Source organism: Nostoc sp. DedQUE07 (assembly GCF_034530975.2).
GTDB lineage: Bacteria > Cyanobacteriota > Cyanobacteriia > Cyanobacteriales > Nostocaceae > Nostoc.
Window position 1 is genome coordinate 184,674 of the sequence record NZ_JAVRCC020000002.1, and the last position, 23,889, is coordinate 208,562.

Annotated in this window: 22 protein-coding genes; 6 read left to right on the plus strand and 16 right to left on the minus strand. The window is 41.4% G+C overall.

Annotated elements, in window-relative coordinates:
• Positions 1-44 precede the first annotated feature (44 nt).
• Positions 45-689, minus strand: coding sequence for a pyridoxamine 5'-phosphate oxidase (gene pdxH / locus RMZ95_RS02060; protein WP_322683371.1), 645 nt, complete (start codon positions 687-689; stop codon positions 45-47).
• A 127-nt stretch (positions 690-816) separates the two neighbouring features.
• Here pdxH and RMZ95_RS02065 point away from each other — a divergent pair, with 127 nt between their 5' ends.
• The 3 genes from RMZ95_RS02065 to RMZ95_RS02075 all read left to right on the plus strand — a co-directional run bounded on the left by RMZ95_RS02065 (position 817) and on the right by RMZ95_RS02075 (position 4,781).
• Positions 817-1,902: an AI-2E family transporter gene (locus RMZ95_RS02065; RefSeq protein WP_322683372.1), complete on the plus strand. Its 1,086-nt coding sequence runs from the start codon at positions 817-819 to the stop codon at positions 1,900-1,902.
• Positions 1,903-2,249: 347 nt separating this feature from the next.
• Positions 2,250-3,080 carry a ScpA family protein gene (locus RMZ95_RS02070; protein ID WP_322683373.1) on the plus strand — a complete coding sequence of 277 codons (831 nt, stop codon included), beginning with the start codon at positions 2,250-2,252 and terminating at the stop codon, positions 3,078-3,080.
• 531 nt (positions 3,081-3,611) lie between these two features.
• The gene (locus RMZ95_RS02075; RefSeq protein WP_322670766.1) at positions 3,612-4,781 is read left to right on the plus strand and encodes an NDP-sugar synthase; all 1,170 of its coding nucleotides are present in this window, start codon (positions 3,612-3,614) and stop codon (positions 4,779-4,781) included.
• Positions 4,782-4,868: 87 nt separating this feature from the next.
• Here the strand turns inward: RMZ95_RS02075 and speA are convergent, their stop codons facing one another.
• Positions 4,869-6,890, minus strand: a complete 2,022-nt coding sequence (gene speA, locus RMZ95_RS02080; RefSeq protein WP_322670767.1) for a biosynthetic arginine decarboxylase — start codon at positions 6,888-6,890, stop codon at positions 4,869-4,871.
• A gap of 279 nt (positions 6,891-7,169) precedes the next feature.
• Here speA and ndk point away from each other — a divergent pair, with 279 nt between their 5' ends.
• Complete coding sequence (ndk, locus tag RMZ95_RS02085) at positions 7,170-7,619, plus strand: nucleoside-diphosphate kinase (RefSeq protein WP_322670768.1); 450 nt, start codon at positions 7,170-7,172, stop codon at positions 7,617-7,619.
• Between the two features lie 136 nt (positions 7,620-7,755).
• Here ndk and RMZ95_RS02090 read toward each other — a convergent pair whose 3' ends face one another.
• The 6 genes from RMZ95_RS02090 to RMZ95_RS02115 form a co-directional block, all read right to left on the minus strand.
• On the minus strand, positions 7,756-8,478 hold the full coding sequence (locus RMZ95_RS02090; protein WP_322670769.1) for a TerC family protein: 723 nt from the start codon (positions 8,476-8,478) through the stop codon (positions 7,756-7,758).
• Positions 8,479-8,944: 466 nt separating this feature from the next.
• Positions 8,945-9,244, minus strand: a complete 300-nt coding sequence (locus RMZ95_RS02095) for a hypothetical protein (RefSeq protein WP_322683374.1) — start codon at positions 9,242-9,244, stop codon at positions 8,945-8,947.
• A 792-nt stretch (positions 9,245-10,036) separates the two neighbouring features.
• Positions 10,037-10,276 carry a hypothetical protein gene (locus tag RMZ95_RS02100; protein WP_322683375.1) on the minus strand — a complete coding sequence of 80 codons (240 nt, stop codon included), beginning with the start codon at positions 10,274-10,276 and terminating at the stop codon, positions 10,037-10,039.
• Between the two features lie 11 nt (positions 10,277-10,287).
• A complete protein-coding gene (locus RMZ95_RS02105) occupies positions 10,288-10,704 on the minus strand; it encodes a hypothetical protein (protein WP_322683376.1) in 417 nt (138 codons plus the stop codon).
• Between the two features lie 485 nt (positions 10,705-11,189).
• Positions 11,190-11,612, minus strand: a complete 423-nt coding sequence (locus RMZ95_RS02110) for a hypothetical protein (RefSeq protein WP_322683377.1) — start codon at positions 11,610-11,612, stop codon at positions 11,190-11,192.
• A 67-nt stretch (positions 11,613-11,679) separates the two neighbouring features.
• The gene (locus RMZ95_RS02115; protein WP_322683378.1) at positions 11,680-12,369 is read right to left on the minus strand and encodes a hypothetical protein; all 690 of its coding nucleotides are present in this window, start codon (positions 12,367-12,369) and stop codon (positions 11,680-11,682) included.
• Positions 12,370-12,820: 451 nt separating this feature from the next.
• On the opposite strand from RMZ95_RS02115, the gene RMZ95_RS02120 reads away from it, so the two are divergent.
• Positions 12,821-13,519 (plus strand): DUF305 domain-containing protein, encoded by a 699-nt coding sequence (locus tag RMZ95_RS02120; protein WP_322683379.1) that lies wholly within the window; start codon positions 12,821-12,823, stop codon positions 13,517-13,519.
• Positions 13,520-13,548: 29 nt separating this feature from the next.
• Here the strand turns inward: RMZ95_RS02120 and RMZ95_RS02125 are convergent, their stop codons facing one another.
• Both RMZ95_RS02125 and RMZ95_RS02130 read right to left on the minus strand, forming a co-directional pair.
• Positions 13,549-14,133 carry a Uma2 family endonuclease gene (locus RMZ95_RS02125; RefSeq protein ID WP_322683380.1) on the minus strand — a complete coding sequence of 195 codons (585 nt, stop codon included), beginning with the start codon at positions 14,131-14,133 and terminating at the stop codon, positions 13,549-13,551.
• A gap of 116 nt (positions 14,134-14,249) precedes the next feature.
• Positions 14,250-14,888: a peroxiredoxin gene (locus RMZ95_RS02130; RefSeq protein WP_012412697.1), complete on the minus strand. Its 639-nt coding sequence runs from the start codon at positions 14,886-14,888 to the stop codon at positions 14,250-14,252.
• Positions 14,889-15,329: 441 nt separating this feature from the next.
• Here RMZ95_RS02130 and RMZ95_RS02135 point away from each other — a divergent pair, with 441 nt between their 5' ends.
• Positions 15,330-16,043 (plus strand): hypothetical protein, encoded by a 714-nt coding sequence (locus RMZ95_RS02135; protein WP_322683381.1) that lies wholly within the window; start codon positions 15,330-15,332, stop codon positions 16,041-16,043.
• A gap of 2 nt (positions 16,044-16,045) precedes the next feature.
• Here the strand turns inward: RMZ95_RS02135 and hpsP are convergent, their stop codons facing one another.
• The 6 genes from hpsP to RMZ95_RS02165 all read right to left on the minus strand — a co-directional run bounded on the left by hpsP (position 16,046) and on the right by RMZ95_RS02165 (position 23,888).
• Positions 16,046-17,218, minus strand: a complete 1,173-nt coding sequence (gene hpsP, locus RMZ95_RS02140; protein ID WP_322683451.1) for a hormogonium polysaccharide biosynthesis glycosyltransferase HpsP — start codon at positions 17,216-17,218, stop codon at positions 16,046-16,048.
• Between the two features lie 98 nt (positions 17,219-17,316).
• Positions 17,317-18,492 (minus strand): hormogonium polysaccharide biosynthesis glycosyltransferase HpsO, encoded by a 1,176-nt coding sequence (gene hpsO, locus RMZ95_RS02145; RefSeq protein ID WP_322683382.1) that lies wholly within the window; start codon positions 18,490-18,492, stop codon positions 17,317-17,319.
• Positions 18,493-18,551: 59 nt separating this feature from the next.
• Positions 18,552-19,532, minus strand: coding sequence for a hormogonium polysaccharide biosynthesis glycosyltransferase HpsN (hpsN, locus tag RMZ95_RS02150; protein WP_322683383.1), 981 nt, complete (start codon positions 19,530-19,532; stop codon positions 18,552-18,554).
• A gap of 270 nt (positions 19,533-19,802) precedes the next feature.
• Entirely contained in the window at positions 19,803-21,458 is a 1,656-nt protein-coding gene (gene hpsL / locus RMZ95_RS02155) for a hormogonium polysaccharide biosynthesis protein HpsL (RefSeq protein WP_322683384.1), read from the minus strand.
• 531 nt (positions 21,459-21,989) lie between these two features.
• Entirely contained in the window at positions 21,990-22,766 is a 777-nt protein-coding gene (locus tag RMZ95_RS02160) for a glycosyltransferase family A protein (RefSeq protein WP_322683385.1), read from the minus strand.
• A 330-nt stretch (positions 22,767-23,096) separates the two neighbouring features.
• A complete protein-coding gene (locus RMZ95_RS02165; RefSeq protein WP_322683386.1) occupies positions 23,097-23,888 on the minus strand; it encodes a hypothetical protein in 792 nt (263 codons plus the stop codon).
• Between the last annotated feature and the right edge of the window lies 1 nt (position 23,889).

Sequence of the window (23,889 nt, forward strand, 5' to 3'; positions counted from 1 at the left end):
TTTGAATTTTGAATTGATTTCTCCCCCTGTCCCCTGCCTCCCCTTCACGGTGACAATCGCTCAATCTTCCAAGTGCCATTATCTAAACGGCTATAGAGCAAGCGATCGTGCAGACGGCTAGGGCGTCCTTGCCAAAACTCAATTTCTGTAGGGATAACTCGTAAGCCTCCCCAATGAGACGGTCGAAAAATCTCTTGATTTTCATATTTGCTTTGGAATTCCTGCAAGCGTCGCTCTAAGACTTCTCGACTTTCTATGACCTCGCTTTGATTAGATACCCATGCACCCAGGCGACTGTTAGCTGGGCGACTGTGAAAATATTGGTCAGACTCAGTTTCGGAAACTTTCTCCACATACCCCGAAATTCGGACTTGACGTTCCAGTTCTGCCCACCAAAAGACTAAAGCCGCTTGGGGGTTTTCTGCTAATTCTTGTCCTTTGTGACTGTTGTAGTTAGTAAAGAAGGTAAAGCCCCGTTCATCAAAATCCTTAAGCAGTACCATTCTGGCTGAAGGCTTACCGTCTGGTGTGGCTGTGGCAATGGTCATGGCATTAGGTTCAGGGAGTTGTGCTGTTAGTGCCTGATCGAACCATTTTTTAAATTGGATAAAAGGATTGAGTTCTACTTCGAGTTCGCTCAAGCCTTCCAAGGTGTAGTCTTTGCGAAGGCCAGCTACAGTTTTGTCCATTGTGATTTGTTTCCTTGCTATCAGATACGCTTATATATATCTTTGTTAAAAATATCTATGATGATAATCAGTGCCATCAAGAATTTTACAAATTCTCTCAAGGAATATTTAAAATAGGTTGCGTCAGATGCGCCGTTCAGCCTCCCTTCAACGCTTGTTAATTTATGGTCTGAGCGGTCCGATTATCGCTCTTAATATCTGGTTGCTGTCTGTGCTTTTTCGCTATTTCCAGCATCCCATTACTGTCTTGAGTATTGCGGCGATTCTGGCTTTTCTGCTCAATTACCCGGTTAAGTTCTTTGAACGTGCTCAGATCACCCGCACTCAGGCGGTGATCGTAGTTTTACTGGCAACATTAACCCTGCTTGGGATTTTGGGCGTTACCCTAGTACCGTTGATCGTCGATCAAACAATCCAACTGTTAAATAAGATCCCTGATTGGTTAACCGCCAGTCAAGCAAACCTAGAGCAATTTGAGATGTTGGCAAAGCAACGACGTTTGCCAATCGATCTGAGGGTTGTGAGTAGTCAAATCAATGCCAACATTCAAAATGTAGTGCAACAGCTAGCTTCTGGTGCAGTAGGATTTGCTGGAACACTACTTTCTGGATTAGTTGACTTAGTGTTAGTCATTGTGCTTGCATTTTATATGCTTTTATATGGCGATCGCGTCTGGTATGGTCTGATCAATCTTTTACCCTCTAACATTGGAGATCCCCTCACCACATCCTTGCGCTTAAACTTTCAGAACTTCTTCCTCGGCCAGCTGTTACTAGGATTGTTCATGGTGCTAACCTTGACACCAATTTTCTTAGTCATAAAGGTGCCTTTTGCCCTGTTGTTTGCCATTTTAATCGGTATTTCAGAACTCATTCCCTTTATTGGGGCGTCTCTCGGTATTGGTCTGGTAACAATTTTAGTACTACTGCAAAATTGGTGGTTAGCAGTTCAAGTTGCGATCGCGGCAATTCTCATGCAGCAGCTTAAAGATAACTTGTTAGCTCCCAGGATACTCGGTAATTTTATCGGACTCAATCCCATTTGGATTTTTGTAGCTATTTTGATGGGATTTGAGATTGCTGGCTTGTTAGGGACAATTGTTGCTGTTCCAATTGCTGGTACTATTAAGGGCACTTTCGATGCTATTAAAAGCGGCAAGCCGAGTGATTTTGTCTCAACTGTCACTATTGCCCATGATTCGCCTCCTGATTAAGGGGGCAGGGGGGCAGGGGGGACAAGGGGACAAGGGGACAAGGGGGAATTATTGAACAAGTCTTTTTCTTATCTCCCCCCTCTTCCTTGTCTACCTTGTCTCTTCTCAATGCCCCATGCCCAATGCCCCATGCCCAATGCCGAATGCCCAAGGTCAAAAGTTGCACAATCTAATCTCACAATTCACAATGGTGATCGATTACAAATTTTAGAGGATATTGCCAGCAGGCAATTTCTGAAAAAAGAAGCGCAAGCGAATGTATAGAGTATACGCTTTGCCAATAGTCAATTAATTTAGTCTTGAATTTACATTCTTTTGATTCTCATTAATTAACTTAGAACCTGTTGATGGAAGCTTCCGAGCTGTTAGAAACAATCACATTTTTGATTTACCAAGCCGAGCAGGGGGAAATTGATCCTTGGGATGTCCAAGTGATCGAGGTGATTGACCGCTATTTAGAACTGATGGCACCGGGGGCAATAACAAGAGGCTATGAAGCGGACTTGTCTCAATCTGGACAGGCATTTTTATCAGCATCAATGCTGGTATTATTCAAGGCAAATACCTTGATGCAATTGTCAACAGTAGGAGATGCGCAAGATGGTGTAGAAGATGATGCCTCACTGGAAGGTGAGGACGGTGTATTACATCAGGGTCATCGTCTACCCTTAGAACGGCAATTGCGTCGTCGTCCAGCGGCAATGCCACCACCAAAGCGTCGGGTAACTCTGCAAGAGTTAATCGAGCAATTGCAGATTATGGCTAACCAACTAAAACTGGTAGAAAAAGTCAGCAAACCTATCCGTCCCAGGCGTCAACCTAGCGTTCAAAGTATGCGAGAGGCGCTGGAGTTAGCTCACCAAGAAAATCTGACAGAAGTCGCTAAGGAACTGGAGCAGGTGTTGAATTTGTCTGCAAAAGAGCTAAGTTTAGAACAAACTTGGTTGAATTTAGAACAACTTGTAGAGTTGTGGACTAAGACAAAGCTTCTTAACCAAAATGGGTCTGGACACGAGTCTAAACACAGTAACCTAGTTAGCGTTTTCTGGGCACTACTATTACTCTCGGCTCAATCGAAGGTAGAGCTATTTCAAGAGGATTTTTATCATGAAATTAAAATTCGCTTAATTAGAGATTCAGCTAATATCAGCAAACCTTTTGAGAACCCGATGAACTAAGAAAGTCAAAAGTGGAGGCAGGAGGCAGAGATAGAAACTGTTTATATGTGATGCGTAAGTCCTGCATTTTGTACCTCATCTACTTGTAAACTGCTGTATTGTTGCTTTTTGGTGAAAAGTGACGCTCTTGTGTTGCTAACAGAGCGCCGGAACCGACGATCCGACTTTTCGCTTTGTCACGGATAACAGCGCCCTATATTTATGCATGAAGAGACAAAACAATTTAAATCAAAAGTGCGAGCATCAAGATTTAAGACTTCCTGGTTAGAGAAATAGGAATTTATTTATGGAGTTTTCCTCCTGCCTCCAGCATAGCTGCTTCCTTTGTCAGAGATTTTTGATTCAGCCGCAAAATCCGAGTAAATTGAAAAGATAAGCGATCGCTTGTCATCTAAGTATATCAATGGTTGTAATAACCACTAAATTCCTGTTATCCCTATTCTGGGGGATGACTTAGAGCAGAAATAAAAACTGATGATAAAGTATCACTCGATGAAAGTAAACTGGCTTGTGGTTGAGGAATAAATTTTTATGAAAGCGATGATTCTCGCGGCTGGCAAGGGTACTCGCGTGCGTCCGATTACGTACACTATGCCCAAGCCGATGATGCCCATCCTGCAAAAGCCAGTGATGGAGTTTTTACTAGAACTGTTACGCCATCATGGATTTGACCAGATTCTAGTCAATGTTAGTCATTTGGCTGAGGAAATAGAAAACTATTTCCGTGATGGTCAGCGGTTTGGAGTGCAAATTGCCTATTCCTTTGAAGGGAAAATTGATGACGACGGTAAATTGGTGGGCGAAGCAATAGGTTCAGCTGGAGGGATGCGACGCATCCAAGATTTCTCACCCTTTTTTGATGATACCTTTGTAGTTTTATGTGGTGATGCTTTAATTGACTTGGATTTAACTGCGGCGGTTAAATGGCATAGAGCTAAAGGGTCGATCGCTACCATTATCACTAAATCTGTCCCCAAAGAAGAAGTTTCTAGCTATGGTGTGGTTGTGACTGACGAAGAAGGTCGTGTCAAAGCTTTCCAAGAAAAACCTTCAACTGAAGAAGCCCTCAGCACCAACATCAACACAGGTATTTACATTTTTGAGCCAGAGGTTTTTAACTATATTCCCTCTGATGTTGAATATGACATTGGTAGCCAATTGTTTCCCAAATTGGTAGAAATCAAAGCCCCCTTTTACGCCATTCCTATGGACTTTGAATGGGTAGATATTGGTAAAGTTCCAGACTATTGGCGGGCGATTCGTGGTGTGCTGCTGGGTGAAATCAAAAATGTACAAATTCCTGGTCATGAAGTCGCCCCTGGTATTTACACTGGCTTAAATGTCGCCGTAAATTGGGACAAAGTGGATATCACAGGCCCAGTTTACATTGGTGGGATGACAAGAATCGAAGACGGAGCTAAAATTGTCGGCCCAGCCATGATTGGCCCCAATTGTTGGATATGTAGTGGCGCAACAGTGGAAAACAGCGTCATTTTTGAATGGTCGCGCTTGGGCCCTGGAGTCCGGTTAGTCGATAAGCTGGTATTTGGACGTTATTGCGTAGATAAAACTGGCGCTGCGATCGATGTTCAAGCTGCTGCTTTAGACTGGCTGATTACCGATGCCCGTCAGACACCGCCATCACATACCCCTGTTGAGCGACAAGCGATAGAGGAATTGTTGGGGACAAATACAAATTAGGGAATGGGGCATGGGGAATGGGGAATGGGGAATGGAGAATGGAGAAAAGTTTTTCAATGCCCAATGCCCAATGCCCAATGCCCATTCCTAACTATTTAAGTACGTATATCTTCTAAGACTCTGCTCGTAGGTTTGCAGTAGTCGTTGAGATTCTGCTAGGGTGATGCGCTTTTCTTCTAATGCTTTCTCGCAGCGCTGGCGAATGTTTTCTACCATATCTTCGGAGTCATACTGGACGTAGCTTACTACTTCGCTCATCGTGTCACCTTTGACAACGTGTTCAATTTGGTAGCCTTTGGGCGTTAATTGGATGTGAACGGCGTTGGTATCGCCAAACAAGTTGTGCAAATTGCCCATGATTTCCTGGTAAGCTCCATTCAAGAACATTCCCAAATAATAGGGTTCTCCGGGCTTGTAGGTGTGCAATTCTAAAACCGACTTGACATCGCGCAGGTCAATAAAGCGGTCGATTTTACCATCACTGTCGCAGGTGAGGTCTGCTAAAATTCCCCGCCGTGTTGGTTCTTCATCTAAGCGGTGGATTGGCATGATCGGGAATAGTTGGTCGATCGCCCAGCAATCTGGTGCCGATTGGAACACTGACATATTCACGTAGTAGATGGAAGCCATGATTTTCTCTAGGTCTTCTAGTTCATCGGGTACGTATTCTTCCTGTCTAGTGATGGTAAGAATTTTTTGACAACAAGCCCAGTAGAGACGTTCGGCTTTAGCTCGTTCTCTGAGGCGTAAAATTCCTAAGTTGAAGCGGCTGATGGCTTCTTCTTTGAATTGTGTAGCGTCGTGGTAGAACTCCTGATAATTCTCTTTGTTAATGGATTGGTAAGTTTCCCAAAGATAATTAATAATCGGGGATTCTCCCTCTTGTGGAGGTTCTGGGTTGTCGAGAGGGACATCACTAGTACTAAGAACATCAAAAATCAGCACCGACTGATGGGAAGCGATCGCTCGTCCACTTTCACTAATCAGTGTTGGTACGGGAATCTGCCGCTCTGCACAGGTATCTTTTAACTCTGCCACGATGTCATTGGCATAGTTCTGCATGTTGTAATTTTTCGATGCATAGAAGTTGGTTTGAGAGCCATCATAATCTACGCCCAAGCCGCCACCAACATCCAAATATTTCATATCCGCCCCCAGCATTGCCAATTCCACATAAATGCGGCTGGCTTCTTGGATAGCATCTTTAATTACATTAATGGCAGAGATTTGTGAGCCGATATGGAAGTGCATCAACTGCAAAGAATCGAGCAGGTTAGCTTCGCGTAACTTGTCAACAGCCTCGATGACTTCAGGCATTGTCAAACCAAATTTAGCGCGATCGCCACTAGAGGTTCCCCAACGTCCCATACCTTGGGTACTGAGTTTAGCACGAACACCTAATATCGGTTTAATACCTAACTGGCGATTGGCATCAATTACCAAATCAACTTCTTCAATCTGTTCTAAGACGATGATTGGTGTTTGCCCTAGTCTTTGGGCTAACATTGCCGTTTCGATGTATTCTCGGTCTTTGTAGCCGTTGCAAACTAACAATGCTCCTGGTGTATCCAACACAGCTAGAGCAATCATTAATTCTGGCTTGGAACCGGCTTCTAAACCAAATTGATGGGGTTTGCCAAATTTGACTAAATCCTCAATCAAATGCCGTTCTTGATTGCATTTAACGGGAAATACACCACGATAAACACCAGGGTAATTGTAGCGAGCGATCGCTTTGGCAAAACAAGCATTCAACCGCTCAATCCGGTCTTCCAAAATATCGGAAAAGCGAATCAACATGGGAAGTCCCAAATTGCGCTGTTTCATGGAGTTGACCAATTCAAACAAGTCAAGAGATCCCCCGCGATCGCCCTTGGGTGACACGGTAACGTGACCAGCAGCGCTAATGGAAAAATAAGGTTGTCCCCATCCTTCAATGCGGTACAAGGCTTCGCTATCCTCAATTTTCCAGGAGCGAGGTAAATCTCCTGTGGTAGTAGGACTCGGTGGTAACAGTTTTTTTTGTTTATGATTTTTCACTTCAGATTTTTGTCCATTGGACGGTACTTGTACCACCTCGTCAGATGTAGCAGTTGACTCAACACCCATTTCTTCCTAACCTCTGTTTTTCACCCATGAGTTAACAATTTAGCGCATTCATTTAGGAACGTATATGCACCCAAGGATAATTTCTGAGATAAACTCTGATTGGTCAAGAGTCGTATGTCATTAGTCATTAGTCATTAGTCATTGGTCATTGGTCATTAGTGCAAAACCCTTGTACTCAAGACAGAGGACGACAGAGGACGACAAAGGACGAAGGACAAAGGACGAAGGACAAAGGACAATTGACTAGATAAAAACTTTATTAAGCTTTGGGAGATAGTAATGGAGCGCACATTTTTAGCAATTAAGCCTGATGGCGTCCAGCGGGGACTAGTGGGGGAAATTATCCGTCGCTTTGAAACTAAAGGTTTTACCCTAGTTGGTTTAAAGTTACTAAAAGTCAGTCGGGAATTGGCTGAACAACACTATGATGTTCACCGGGAACGTCCCTTTTTTGCTGGTCTAGTCGAATTTATCACTTCTAGCCCAGTGGTAGCAATGGTATGGGAAGGTGATGGTGTCGTTGCATCTGCTAGAAAGATTATTGGTGCGACGAACCCTTTAACAGCAGAGCCGGGAACGATTCGGGGCGATTTTGGTCTGAATATTGGTCGCAACTTAATCCACGGTTCTGATGCTCAAGAAACCGCGCAACGGGAAATAGCCCTATGGTTTAAGGATGAAGAATTAGTCAGCTGGCAACCACACTTAACGCCTTGGTTGCACGAGTAAGACAGTAGGGAATGGGGCATGGGGCATGGGGCATTGAAAACAGGCAGAGGCGATGGGGGCAGAGGGGAAAAACTTACTGTAACTTCTCCTCTGCTCCCCTGCTCCCCTTGTCCCCTTGTCCCCTTGTCCCCTCTTTTTACTTAGAGACTTCGCTCTTTTCCGGTTCTACTTGGGGCAGTTCAGTGTCAACACGCTTGGAAAATCCCCAGCCTAAAATTAGGAAGATAGCAGCAATCATGATCCATTCTGGTGGAACTAAACTATCGTTCACCACTTTCAACAACAGGCGCAAGCCTACCAAGGCGACAGTTACATAGCCTGCGTCTTCTAGGTTTTCATATTCGTCTAGCCAACGGATAAACAATCCCGCCATGAATCGCAGCGTAATAATACCAATTGTTGCACCCGTTAGCACTAGCCATTTTTCTTGAGAAACTGCGATCGCAGTGGTCACGCTATCCAAAGAAAATGCTAAATCTGTAAATGCAATCACGGGTATGGCTTGCAACAATGAATTAAAACGCGGCCCGTGATGGCGGTCGTCGTTGGCTTCTTGTGAGGTAAAGTGTTGGAATACCAACCACAGCAGATAAGCAGCGCCCAATAATTCAAATTGCCAGAATTGTTGTACCCAAGTAGCAGTGAGAATCAGGGTGATTCGCAGCACATAAGCAACGACTAAACCAAAGTTGAGTCCTTTACGCTCAAGTTCTTCGTCTTCCAGCCCCCTAGCGATCGCAGCGAGGGCGATGGCATTGTCAGCAGATAACAGCGCCTCTAAAAGCACCAGGATCAGCAGAACTATAGGGGCTTCAATGGTGAAATGAAAGTCGAGGTAATCAAAAATTCGGTCTAGCATTCCGGGTTTCTCAAGCAGAAAAAAATTAAAATTTGACAAGAACAGAGATTTGCATATTAAAAGCGCAATAAATTGCCACTCTAATTCAGCTTAACGTGGTTGGGGTGCATTTTGAAGAGGGTTGAATGTGTGCGATCGCCCTATGAGTGGGGTAATTTGCGTATAAGTCAATACACCCAAAGTTTTAACATCTAGTTTAGTGCGATCGCAATGGACATCTGAAAAACCTCTCTCTAAATCTCTCTCCTAAAAGGAGAGAGACTTTGAATTTTCCCCCTTCCGGTGTCGGGAAGGGGGTTAGGGGGTTAGGTTTTCGTGGACTTTTCTAGATAACGTGAAAAGTCAGGCGCTATTTTCTGATTAAAATCACTGCTTTTTGGGTTTAGCAATGTGCTAAACCCCTACGACAGATGAAGTTCAAGTAGGGTGCGTTGCGCTGCACGACAACGCACCATCTTGATATATCCTATTGCATTAAAATCTGACGGATTAAAATACTCATTACCTCGCCTGGGTTGGCGGTTGGTAGTAGCGGACTCCAATCGCCGATGCTGGCGTAGCCAATCACTTGCAAATAGTGAATTGTGCTAGTAACTGCTTTTGGAGAACCTATTAATAGATGTTTAATCGGTTCTCTTTTCGGTAATTGATTTTCAGAAGATTGATTCAGAATGAGTGTATTTAAGTTTTCGCCATCTAAGTACTGTTGTAATTCTGATTCGGCGAACTTCTGATTTTTTACAAACTTTTGTACTTGTGTCATCATTGTAATTGTCTCCCAGAATGGGGGTTTACAGAAAGGCGATCGCAGATTCTTGGCAGAGGGCGATCGCCTTTCTTATTTGTATATTAAAGTATAACTTTATACTTGTAAAGCCTAAAATAAAAATAAATTAACAGTTAAAAGTATTTATTTGTAGCTACAATTATTTTTTTGCTGTCGTTATTTGGCATCTAGAACTAACTTATAAAAACAAAAATATCGTCATAATTTATGAATATTTTTTTATGAATAACACACTTTTACAACGCATTACTTACAGCAGATTTTAACTTTGTGACGTACAGAAATACCCCACCCGCGCGATCGCGCACCCTCCCCTTACCAAGGCTACGGTGTAGAGACAAGTCTTTCTGACCCCCTCTAACTCCCCCTTATAAAGGGGGAGAACCGGACATTTCCCCCCAATGCATCGGGGGGATTAAGGGGGGTAAATCGGGATTTGTGCTTGATTACCAAGATGTGTGTACACCGTAGCCTTACCAAAAGGAGGAGGTAAACTTGCTCAATTTCCCCCCTTTATAAGGGGGGATTAAGGGGGGTGTCGTTCATCGAATTCGAGGTGTCGTTCATCGAATTCGGGGTGTCGTTCATCGAATTCGGGAAGTCGTTTATTGAATTCGGGGAGTCATTTATCGAATTCGGGAAGTCGTTTATTGAATTCGGGGAGTCGTTCATCGAATTCAGGGTGTCGTTCATCGAATTTGGAGAGTCGTTTATTGAATTCGGGGAGTCGTTTATTGAATTCGAGGAGTCGTTTATTATTTTTGTTGAATTTTAATTTGAAACAGCCAAAATTGCCGCGTTGTCATTTTGCAGCAACTTTTTATGTAGTTCTACAAGTTTCTCATCCCGCCCGACAAAGTTGGCGACACCCCGATAAGGAATATTATTTGGAGGAGATGAGTGTAACTGCCCAGTAGGGGAATTGTAGATACGAATATCGCCTTGATAAACTGTTCCACCCTCAACCTGAGTTTGCCAGCCCTTGGCATTGTCTTGGTTGCTTTGGTTCATGATGGCTCAATTCAAGAATTGGGGCGTGCATGATGAATGTTAATATCGCCTTGATAAACTGTTCCACCCTCAACCTTAGTTTGCCATCCCCTGGCATTATCTTGATTGATTTGGGTCATAGTGCTTTTGTCTACTATCTTACCAGCCTCTATTTCACGAGCCAGTGTTTCTACTTCTTTAGCAAACTCCGGTTCTTCGTGTAAAATTATCTGCAAGTAAGCAGCAACTCTGTCTAAATCGGGTTTCGAGCCTTTTTCAGCAGCAACGAGGGCTGTTTCAGCCTTCAAATTTCCCCGTAACTTTCCCCAAATCTTTTTTCGCAGCTCATCCATTTTTACCAGGGCTGCTTCAGTGAATTTTTCGATAGTTTTCTCAAATGCTTTGGTAAAAGCGAGAGTTGCGATCGCACTAGCTGTAATTGGTTCCAAATTATCCTACCTTATCTGGCGACATCTTCACTGATGGATACAATAACAGATGTTTAGATTCCAGATAGATAGAGGCTAATCCAGTTTCTCTGGTGAAAGTTGAAGGTATGCTGTCAGGGAAAACTTTCAACATTAGTTACAATTGTTTCAACATTGATAAGCAACATTTGAATGTTCGTAATAAATGCTTAAATGTTAGTCACAATTGTTTCAACATTGATAAGCAATATTTGAATGTTTACCACAAATGCTTAAACGTTTTTTATCAATGTTTGAATGTTAGTCACAATTGCGTGAACATTGATAAGAAACATTTGAATATTTATCACAAATGCTTCGATATTTATAATTATGAGCCGCCCCAGCCTTTGCTTATCCTACCTCGCCTCTACGTAAGATTTTTATCCCAAATCTATATTGATGATTTAAATAGGACAGATGTAAATAGCATCTGGAAGCAATTTACTACAATTTAATTCCAAATTTCACAAAATCTCTGCCAACTTTACCAGCAGACTATTTGCTAAATCTGTATCAATACTATTTTCTTCACCAGCTAACAAGTTTATCACAGCAGATAGCCTGTCATCTACTTCAGAAATTCTCCAAGATTCATCTAAGTTTACGGCAAAATCAAACAGCGATCGCTCTCCTAAATGCTCTCTTACTTTCACAGCTACACTATCATTACTTACCAGAAATTCTTTGATAGTATCTAATTGAAAATTACCTAATATTTCATCATGTCCCCACGTTTCTAGCCAGTCTCCCTCCACATCTTCAACGTAAATATTCACAAAATCAACCCCATAAGTTAGCCAGTTTTGCTGCATTTGCCGCGCCGTCGCTAAAGCCTCAGCAAATGTATCTACTTGATTGTTGCAGTGAGTTTCTCTTTTATTAGGCATAAAAGCTGTAATTAGCACGTAAGTATATAGGCTAGACACAAATCTGAAATATGAAATTCCTGAAAAATCACGAAAATTTTAAATATTTGCCACCAGAAAGGTAATCACTGTTATACAGGGCCACGTTGACTAACTGGTTGACAAAATTAGCATCTTTGGGATTGTAACTTAAGAACAGCCCCCTCTCGATTTCCCACGATCGCAGTGTATTTTGCCAAGCTTCATACTTTTGGTGATTAAGTTCTTCACTAACACTGGTAACTTGAATGCACAGTGGTTGATTGTTACGACTAACAATTAAATCTGTTGCCATTGAAAGGTCGGCTATATAACGCTGCCAAAAACTACCTTCTCGCTGAACAATATCTTGGGCTATCGATCTAATGATATCATCATCAACCTGATTAAACTCGCCTGCCATTAATTTTTGTTTCCAAATATAAAACTTGGAGTCACTTGCATTGAACCATCTGGGAAATAAATAACCATACCAATATCTCTCAATCGGCGTCATCAGCTCGAACTTTGCTTTTTGTTCCTCTTCTGAAGGTAAGGATTTAATCATCAGCCAAATCGTGGAATCTGTAATCACCTCTAGCAGAAAGGCAATTACAAAGGGTTTTGCAGTCAGAGAACCTGGCTTGATGTCTTTTACCCAACGATTGATTTCTTCTAATCTTCTCGCTAAATTATGATCTATCGAGGAGGCTTGCTCGATAAGGGACTTTAACCGATCCTTAATTTCTGTTGCTTGCAAACGATGCCCTACTTTCAGAAGATTACACTTTTTTACACATTGATAACTAGATTTTAACTTGAAAATGTATTTAATTAATTTCCTCGTGTCATCATAATATTCTCTAGGTCGATGCCCTGTATACGTAAAGCCTCCCGCAGTCGAGCAATTTCTTGCTCTGCTTGTTTAGCGCGTTCTTCTGCCTCTTCGGCACGTAAACGTTCTTGTTCAAAATAACTTAGTTTTCTGAAATACCGTCAGTAATCGATTTTACAGTAGCAGGTTCAGACATTAGCGATCGCTCGTAAACCCGATAAATCTCCTATGTACCGAGTATAGGCATGAGCAACCAGTGCAATGAGAAACAAAATCCCTGGCTTTATAAAAATAAGTTGTCGGGAATCTTTAGATTTTATCTTAATTTCATTGGATTATTAGATCGTTAAAATTAGAAATATGTTAAGTAAGATTTATGCAACTGCTATTTTTAAGGAATGGCTTTTTAGCGTTAACTTTTGCTGCGATCGCTTCAACTGGTGGGTTAATTACAGGCTGTAACAATACTGCTTCCCAGAACCAAAGCCAAGCGCCAAAGGAAACCACCAGCAATGCTAATGACAAGCAGATGATGAATCACGGTGGTGGCATGATGAATCACAGTATGGGAATGGATTTAGGCCCAGCCGATGCTAATTTTGATTTACGATTTATCGACGCTATGATACCGCACCATCAAGGGGCTGTGGAAATGGCGAATGTTGCGCAACAGAAATCAAAACGTCCTGAAATCAAAAAGCTAGCAGACAATATCATCAAATCGCAAAACCAAGAAATCACTCAGATGAAGCAGTGGCGACAAACTTGGTATCCCAAAGCGGGAGATAAACCAATGGCTTACAACAGTCAAATGGGCCACATGATGGAAATGTCATCTGACCAAATGAAAACTATGATGATGAGTCAAGATTTAGGTGCAGCTGATGCGGAATTCGATCTGCGCTTTATCAATGCGATGATTCCTCACCACGAAGGGGCTGTAACAATGGCGCAAGATGCCTTAAGTAAGTCGAAACGCCCTGAAATCAAGAAATTAGCCCAAGAAATTGTTAAAGCCCAAGATATAGAAATTAAACAAATGCAACAGTGGCGAAAAGCTTGGTACAACAAGTAATATTATGTATTCTGTTCGATAAAATTTTCTCACCAAATTTTACTCATATTCAAAATAAACCCAGGCAATACCAACTCGCCGCTTACACTAGCAGGATTATCTAAACATTCTTCTGGCAATCCAGGACGATAAATATAAACTTGACACTGCTTACGGTCAATCAACCAGCCTAACTGTATTCCTGGCTCATTCATATATTCCTCCATTTTTTCCTTTAAAGTCTGGAGGTTGTCGCTAGGAGATTTGAGTTCGACTACAAAATCTGGACAAATGGGAGCAAACTTTCGCTGCTGTTCTGGAGACAGAGCATTCCAGCGTTCTAGTTTAATCCAGGAAGCATCTGGAGAGCGTTCTGCACCTGTTGATAGCTTAAACCCAGTACTAGAGCTAAAAGTTATACCTGTACCATCTTGTTCTGACCAAACCCACAATTGCCCAAATATGTTACCTTCTCGATTTCCTGTCTCTGAACCAGTAGGAGGCATAATTACCAATTCTCCAAATTTATTGCGCTCAATGCGTAAGTCACGATTCACCTGACAGAATTCAAAAAATTGTTCGTCTGTCATTTGCATTGATGACGGAATTTGCAAAACCAAAGGAGATGAGAACATAAGGATTTCCTCCAGCTTCAGATACCTAGCCCAATGACTATATTCTCACGCAAAAAAACAAAGGCGCAAAATTATATCTTTGCGCCCTTGCTTTTTATCAGAAATCATTTTCAGATTTACTTGTTAGGCTGAGGAGTCATCCGCAGATAGGGTTTGATTTCCTCATAACCTTTGGGGAATTTCTCTTTAAGTACTTCTGGATCTTTCAGTGAAGGGACAATTACAACATCCTCTCCATCTTTCCAGTCAGCTGGTGTCGCCACGCTGTAATTATCAGTCAATTGCAGAGAATCAATCACCCGCAAAAGTTCGTCAAAGTTACGTCCTGTGCTGGGAGGATAGGTAAAACTCAGGCGGAGTTTCTTATTGGGGTCAATCACGAAAACCGATCGCACTGTCACAGCCGCATTAGCATTGGGGTGGATCATGTCGTACAGATCGGCAACCTTGCGATCCGCATCCGCCAAAATCGGGTAGTTAAGAGTGGTGCTTTGAGTTTCTTCAATGTCTCCCACCCAGCCTTTATGGGATTCTACGTCATCAACGCTGAGTGCGATCGCTTTGACATTGCGCTTATCAAATTCTGGTTTTAGCTTGGCAACTGTGCCGAGTTCTGTTGTACAAACAGGTGTAAAATCAGCAGGGTGAGAGAACAGCACAACCCAGCTGTCACCTGCCCATTGGTAAAAATCGATGTCGCCGTGTGTTGAAGCTTGCGTAAAGTTGGGTACTGTATCACCTAAACGGAGAGCCATGAGAGATTCCCTGTAGTTAGAAAAGCATATATATTCTAGTATGCCATCATGACATAAAACCCCTATTTCCCAATCGGACTTTAGCAGTTTGAAACAAAATTTTAGGTTGTCAGCGCTCTCAGATAAGGGACAAGAGAGAGATAAAAACTATTGACTAAAGTACACATATATGATTTAGATTATTATGTTTTACCTACAGGTTTTTCTTTAGATAGAGAATTGCAAGTATCAGGGCGATAGCTGACTACAAGCCATTGCATGTCTCGGCTCATTTTGTTGCAACATTCCCAGATTGATTATTGCAGCATTACGAGAAACTTTCTTCGCATAAATGTAATATTATCAGCAGTTTATAACCTGTTATAAATTTAATTTTTATAAAGCAAATAGTGAGAATAAAGACTACAAATATTTTTATTATTTTTGGATTTTGAATTACTTATGATGATATTAATTTTTTTGGTTATTGGTGTTATCTTCAGCACAACTGCGAGTTTTGTTTTTGGAGTTCCCTGGTTGATGCCGATTTTAGGTGCTGCTGTTCCCTATCCTATTTTCTTTTTACAAGTGCGTCGTCAACAATATAAAAGTGCTTTTTGGTGGATGTTACTGTGGGGAGTTTTACAGAGTATTGCCGTAATTGTAGCAAATGCGATCGCGCCACAAACAGCAGCAAAAGTCATTCTCCGCGGACAGTCATACACTACAGAGATGTTCCACTGGATTCGCACGGGAGAAGGTATGGAAGGAACAATCCGTTTATTTTTACCAAACCATTTATTGCACTACGGAATTTTTTGTATTCTCTGCGTTATCACCTTAAGTAGTGCGGCATTGATATTCGGCACTTGGATGCTAAACTACATGAATTTTTATGTTGCAGAATTAGTAAAAATCAGTGCTAAACCCTGGCTAGCAGCTATTTTAGGATGGTATCCGTGGTCAATTTTGCGAATAATCGGGTTTATCGCTACTGGAGTAGCTTTAGCTGCATTAGGATTAAATCTATTAATTCGCATCAGAGGGGAAGTTCCAAAGTCTCCCTTTCCGAACACTTATATGTTAATTGGGATTGGTTTTGTGATTGCGGATATCGTTGTCAAAGCAGTTCTAGCACCTATTTGGCAAAAACTGCTATTGTCTGCATTGGGTTAAATTCATTTGTTTGTAAGAATTTTTTGGTAGGCTTGGATTGTTTGCTTGGCGATCGCATCCCAGCTAAAATTTTCCAATGCATATTTTTGGGCATTTAATCCCCGTCGTTGGCGTTCTGCGGGATTTTCCAAAGCCTCTTGTAGTAACCCTACCAGTGCTTGCACATCTGTTGCGCCTACCCAACCCGACTCGCTATCACGTATCTGTTGACAAATATGCACTTGGTCAGAAATGACTACGGGTACACCTGCAACCATCGCTTCAGCTACAGCAATCCCAAAATTTTCGTAGTAGGAAGGTAAGACAAATAAATCAGCAGCTTGTAGTAAACTAACTTTGAGTTCACCAGAGACAAAGCCTGTAATTGTAGTGTGCGATCGCAATGGTGAATTTTGAATTTGGGATATTATCTTTTGTTCGTAATCTGGATCTTGAGGATTTGTCCCAGCTAAGACAAAATGAAACTTATAACCAACCGCTAACAGCTTCTCTAGCGCCGGAATCAACAAATTTAACCCTTTTTTCGGGTCAATTCGTGACATAAACAGCACCAATGGTACATCCTTTGGTATTTCTAACTGACTATATACATTTTTAATAGAAGATTGACGGGGAATCACACCCAAGGGAATCACCAAATCTGGCGTAGATACTCCAAATCGTTCTGATATTTTAGCTTCTTGGTCGCTGGTAAAATGAATTGCTGCCGCACTAGCTAAATTTTGACGTTCTATAATTGCGGCATAAAACTGTTTTAATTGCTTTTTCTTCTGTAAATCAGCCGGATCGAGAGTACCCAAAGGACGGAAAATATAAGGTAGTTTTTGCTGACGACACACAAGAGCAGCAGCACTAATTATTGGCGAGAATAGAGCGTGAATATGTGCTATGTCAAACTCGTGAGCGTGACGTTTTAACCAGTTTAATAAATCGAGGGAAAATTTGTAGCGACGAAACGGCGCACAACGAAAGTAAATTATTTCATAGCCATCTTGTTTAATTGAGCGATTTAAAGGGACATCTAGAGGTGTTTGACCATTATCGCCATTACTATCAGTTGTGAGAATTGTAACTTCTACTCCCTCTTTTACTAACGCTGGAGCTAATCCAAGTACCATTTGACTAGGGCCACCGTAAATTAGAGAAATTGAGGGAACAATTTGTAACACTTTCATTTTTTTGTCATTTGTCATTTGTCCTTGGTCATTTGTCATTTGTCCTTTGTGATTTGTCATTTGACTTTTGCCCTTTATTATTCACTAATGACCAATGACTAATGACTAATGACCAACTTTTGATAAAACTCTAATTGCTGTTTAGCCAAAGCTTTGTTTGTATATTGAATCATTGCTTTTTTATAACCCATTTCACCGAGAGTATGAGCAAAATCTGGTTTATCCATTAATTGAACTAAGCAATTAGCAAGAGCTTGAATATCACCTTCAGGAAATACTAAGCCAGCATCGCCAATTACATAGGGAATTTCACCAGAATCAGAACCAATTACAGGAACTTGGCAAGCCATCGCTTCAATTAGCACATGACCAAATTGCTCTTTCCAACCAGCAGAAGTTAAGGTTTTAAACTTGTAAGTTGTTTCTGAAGGTAATACTAAAGTACTCATTAAATTGATATAACTTGCAACCTCATGATGAGGAACACTTTCTATCAAAATTAATCTATCTTTAATATTGTTTTCTACCGCAATTTTCATTAATTCACTTTGCAACTCTCCTCGTCCCAATAATAGTAATTTCCAAGGTTTATTTGTCAAAGTAGTTAAAGCTTGCAAAAGCGTTAATAAACCCTTTTCTTGCACAAAGCGACCTACAAAACCTACTATAAAATCTTCTTTTTCAATGCCCAACTTAGCTGCTAACTCTGGTTGAACTTTGGGAGTAAATAAACTTTCATCTACACCCAGTTGTGGCATGACTTTAATTGCACCTGTATATCCCCGTTGCCGCAAAATTTCTGCTCCATCCTGATTGCCAGAAATAATCCCGTGGCTGTGGTTAAGGTTATATTTTTCTAATAGAGAAATTGGTAGTTTCAGTTCATAAGGAAGATTCCACCAAGTAAAAAATATATTTTTAGACTTGAGTCCTAATAGCTGATTTAAGCCAATCATTTGAGTATAAGCCAAGGCTCTAGAACCTTGTTCTACTTGGATGATTTGCGGGCGGAATTGTTTTAATAAAGATATCAAATCAGCGCCAAAAGTAAGAAGTCCCTGATGATTTTGACTAAAATTAGAAACTGGAACTATTTTAAATCTGCCTTCATCACGGTATTCAGTTTCAATAATTCTGTTTTGTACACCGCCTGGTTTCCAGCGTTTTGGGACTACAACTGTCACTTCAATGTCAGATTCTAGTTGAGATAAAGCGCGTAATTTTTCACAGTTGAGGTCTACGATATAAGTATGACTAGCAACTAAAATTCTCATTTTTCATTTATTCTTTGTTATTCACTAATGACCAATGACAAATGACAAATGACTAATAACTAAACTTGTTTATCCAATCGACTGTAAATTTGACCATCGTTCCATAATGATTGGATGACAGTACCCAAGGCTTTGAAAAAACCCAAAATGTAGAAAATACCGCGAGTGGCAATTTTGATGGGGGAACCGCTTTTGTGACAAGGTGGGCGTCCGAGAACGTGACAGTCAAATAAACGACCATATAAACGCAAAGCTTGAGTCGCAGTCAGGTTTTTCAGCCCCAGTAAAAAATGATTGTGGTAAAAGGTGAGTTGATATTTTAGCGATCGCATACTAATATCGTGACAACCCCCTGTTTCTTCGCCTAAATGCACCAAATGGGCTTCTGGGTCGTACCAAATTTTATACCCCGTCTGTCTTACCCGCAAACAAAAATCTGACTCTTCGCGCACTGCACTACCGCGAAACCTTTCATCAAACCTCAATCCATACTTGGTAAAAATTTCGCGGCGAAATGACATATTACAACCCCTCGCTGTCAGCACTTGTTGGGGCTTGGTGGTATGTACTAAATCAATATGATACCAAGCAATTCCTGGGTCCATAGCTTCGGGAGGCAAATATTCAATCTCTAAATCTCCTCCAGAATCATCTAATTTCATTCTGTCAAAGACCCGACCGGCTACAGCCCCCACCTCTGAATTTTGCACATAATTTTTCGCATGGGCTGCTAACAATCCAGGGGTTAACTGAACATCATCATCAATAAACAATATTATTTCACCAGATGACCGCCGGACACCATAATTCCGCGCCCCTGGCAAACTTGCCCAATCTAAGCGCAACCATTTAATTTTACCTGCCTTTGCCATCTCTTCTAGGTAGGCTTGAATTTCTGGTTGGTGTTTTGGAGTTTGGTCTACAATTAAAACTTCAAAATTTGGATAATCCTGTTTTAAGACATCCACAATACTATCGCGTAGTGCTTCTTCTCGTCCGTAGGTTGCAATAACTACAGTAACTAATGGCCAATTATTCATAAATTTTATTAAGTAATTTTACTACCTATATAATAGCCTTGTAGAAATTAATTTTCATGAAATTCAGTAAGTGGCTATTGCTTTAATTTACATACTGTATTTTCACGGATTTTGGAAAACCTCACTTTCATTCCTCTCTCTGACTACGAAATTGCTTACCCATCAATAAGTATCATCGAAAAATAAGTGTATGGCGATAATTTCGAGGTAGGTTTGAAATACTGAGGTATTTTTGACCTACAATCATATCTTTGACCATTTTTATTTCATTTAAATTGTTTTTAGACGTTTTTTCTTCTTTTTTTGATCGGGGTTGGCTTCTTCCTTATCTTGTTTCTCCAGTTCTGGTAACTTAAAAAGAACTCCCGCAAAAAACCAATAATAGGCCGCGACAGGATCGACATCCAGAGGATAGTAGTAAGTGTTGGTGCTAATAAACAATATAAACACCCACAAAGCTGCTCCGGAACTACGGAAATTACGGTTCTTTATGGAGCGATAGGTTTTAAAGCCCAGAATTGTTAAACTTGTTACCAAACCCAGAAACGATAGTAATCCAAAAATTCCTACTTCATAAAGTACTTTGGGGTAGTAAGTTTCCACAAGCTTAGTTTGGCCCATCACACGGGCAGAGTTTGTTGCTCGTCCTAAGCCGCTTCCCAATGGCCCGTCTACGTTTTTCCAATTTTCTTCAAATTGCTGGATGATAAAATCTTGAGGTGGTGAAGCGTTCCAACGACTGATAAAACTCTCGGTTCTCTCTTGTACGACAGCAGGGTTACTCACCATCGCAATTCCCAGAATGAAGGCAAGTCCCACGCCTATGGGGATAAATCGTTTCAGGTTGCCAAGTTGTCCGGTAAGCAATAGCAAAATCCCGAAACAGATTGGTACTAAAGCTAAGGCGATTCTCTGCCCAGAGATTACAGCATCGATAAAGACTCCCACTATAGAAGCTAAACCGATAATCCGCCATATTGGCGAGGGGTCGGTGAAGCCGGTGGCAAAGGTAAAAAAGGTGCTAGAAATTAAAAACCATGCCCACTGCCAAGGAGCTACAAATGTCCCTGGTAGGCGAATAACCCCTTCTTCGGGACTATATACTAGCGCTCCACCAAAATAACATCGGGCTTCGAGTGTTGCTCTAAATAAGGCATCTCCTTCAAGACCTCTAGTACCCTGACATACACCAGTTAGTAGTAAAAAATATTGAATAAATCCCAGCGCGCAGCAAATCAGTGTAAGGACAATTTGGAGGCGCAATAAAAATAGAAAATCCCGCTTATCGCGAATTAGATAGTAGGCACAACCAATCAGAGGGACATAGCCTAAAAATACTTTTAGTCCCAGAATTCCCATACCTAATGGTATTTCTGGGGGTGCTTTTTCTAATAGTCCTGCACTAGGCGGGTTAAATTGCTGTCCACCATTAACAAACAACAGTGTTAGCAGACTGCAAGCCAAAACAATATAAAGTGGGATTTTAATGCCTTTGGGAATAATTATCGGTAGCCCCTGCCTACGACAAGTCTGCCAAAGTCCAATTAGCGCTGGAACGTAAAAGGCATCTTTAGCTAATTGGAGTATGGGACTATTGCCCAAGTAGTAGGTGACAGTACCTCCAATAGGTATGTAAATAATGAAGGCATATAGAGCTTGGCGCGGATATTTGTAGGAAAGGGACATGACTATTATCCCTAACACGCCAGGGACTGCTGCTTTAATTCCAGCTACGAAAAAAAGTAGAATGCCAACGAAGACACCGCCAAAAATGGCGGTGGTGAGTAAGCTAGTGAGTTCTTTACGTACTTGGGCAGATTTGCGCTTCTGGGCTAACTGTTCTTTGAGACTAAGGGTAGAAGTTTCCTTTTTAGCCTGCTTTTTTGATTTTTTAGATTGCTGAGATTTTGATTTAAATTTTGGCATAGTGGCACTGTAGCCTATCAGCCTCGCAAAAGACTCCATTATATAGGACTAATATTTGATTTTAAAATACACGTAGGGGCCAGTGCGTTGCGGAGGTTCCCGATGCTTGAGTACTTGCTCTAAGCGTTGGCGCAGCCTCTGGTAGAGAAGTCATGCCTTGGCGTACCCTTACAGGGAAGCAAGCTACTGACGTGGCAAGCTTAAAATAATGTGAGTTCGACAAGCCCTCTCCGTGTCGGAGAGGGGAGCCAAAACCTTAATTTCTCGTTGCTCCTCCCTTTCCCCGTGGGAGGGAGAGGTTCATCGAACTCACGTTAAAATAATGCATTAGACGTAGGTTGGGTGGAGCAGAGCGCAACCCAACATATATCAGGATGTTGGCTTTGGCAAAGCCTCTACCCAACCTACAATTTTTTGCAACATTTTAGCCTTGCCATGCCACTACGGCACAATTTCAAGCTTTTGGTGCGTTACACTTTGCTAACACACCATATAAGACTATTTATGAGATGAGATTTTTCCAAAAACAATTTAAAATTCCGATAGTTGAAAAATCTCTCTGGATTGCTGTAATTTGTATAATCCAAATTCATCTTTTAATAATTGATTTAACAATTTCCGATTAAAAATGCTAAATCTTAATCTTGTTGAATTGTTAAAAAGATTTTCTCCTGTTTCCAAAATATAAACTGCACCTGGAAATGGTAATGATTTAATGGCTTTTGCTTTGTTCTTTAAAATCTCTCTCACTTTAGCGTGGTCTATATAATATTTATAGTATCCGTAGCCACGATTATATTCTGCGGTTTCTGGTAAATCATTCAAATCATATCGAATAATATTACAAGTCCCACACATTTTATAAAAATTGCTTCTCTTGATATATATGTAATCACTGCCTTCTTGATATTTATAACCTTTATTTATAAACCATCCATTAGAATCAGGGTGTTGTTGAACAAATTTGGCTAAATTTCCACTAACACAATCGTCAGCATCAACTGTCATAGTGTGAGTGGGAGAAAATTGACGAGCATACATCAATCCTTTTAAGATTTTACGCCCTTTGTCTGTGTCTCCTTTGGCTACAGGGCTAGGCTCGTTTGGAAGTGAAAAATCAACTGTAATGTATGTTAGATGAGGATGAGTAAATTCTATTTTGGGCTTTTCGTTACAAACAACAATAACGTGAAAGTTAGGTGAGGTTTGATTGCAAACTGATTTAATACATCTTTCAAATAATTGTGTAACACGCTCCCAGGAATTGGAAACTTGTGCACTTTTGAGTGGGATAACAAAAACAAGCACTATATTTTATCAGAACAAACAGCTAGGAATCTCGAAGCAAATAATAACACGCTAAGACTGACGCTAAGACTAAATGTCAGTAGATCGAAAAGTTTTGTAAGTTGACGAAAGAATCAGGGTTTCAGACGAGGTTTTGATGTTGACGATCGCGAGCGATGTCTACGACGAGCTACGCCGATGTTTGTACTGCACCCTTAAACCACCAACAACGCTCGTTTATTGAAAAGCAGACTTTAGGCAAATTGTGTTCCTAAACTCTAATTAACGCCTGGTAAGGGTTCTGGAAAACTTTTCGGTCTACTGACAGTAACAGAGGCCAATTACCCGATTTCAAGCAATTCGAGTTACTTGCTGATTCACACGAGGACGGCCAAAGCGTTCCCAAGCACTCCCTCCTCGCAAAAATAGCTCTAAAAAGCGCAATGGTTCCCCTGAATCGCCTCTTGACCAACCGGAACTACCAGGAGCAAAGGCTAAAGTTCCTTCAGATACCTTGAAACTGCCATCAGAATACACCGCATCACTAACCACATCTCCAATTCGGATGACGATCTTGCTTTGAGGCTCCAAGTTAAGCGTATGCGCCCCAATAGTTGTTTTAATGTTGCCGTAGCCATCAATCCAGGCAATGCGATCTGATGGAACATCTGGAATTTGCTCACTCTTGAGGCTATCTCCCAGAATGCTAAAATCTTCATTCATAATCGCAGCCGCAGCCGGAGGAAATACATCTCGTGAGCGAAACTGCGAACCACCACGGGAAACGTTGACCACTCGCAACTCCTTTGTATGGTTTTTGATAAAGGAGAGGGTGTAGCCTGCATTCACACCCACTACTTTTACACCATTGGATAGAAGGGCATAAGTTAGACCTTCACCTTCATTATCTCGACGAGCTTCAGGATCGTCCTGACGAGGCGCACAGTTGTGATAAATTAGGCGATCGCTAGGCCCAGGGTTAAGTCCTAGTTGGGCAATCCAGAATCCCGTTGCCAAGGTACTGAATGCTGGAACCGAAAGCAAATGAATTTGGGCATCGGGAAAAGCCATCAGCAGACGTTGTGTGACTTCTGTAAATGCCGGATCTCCTGTACCGTAGTCTGCAATGACGCAGATAAACATT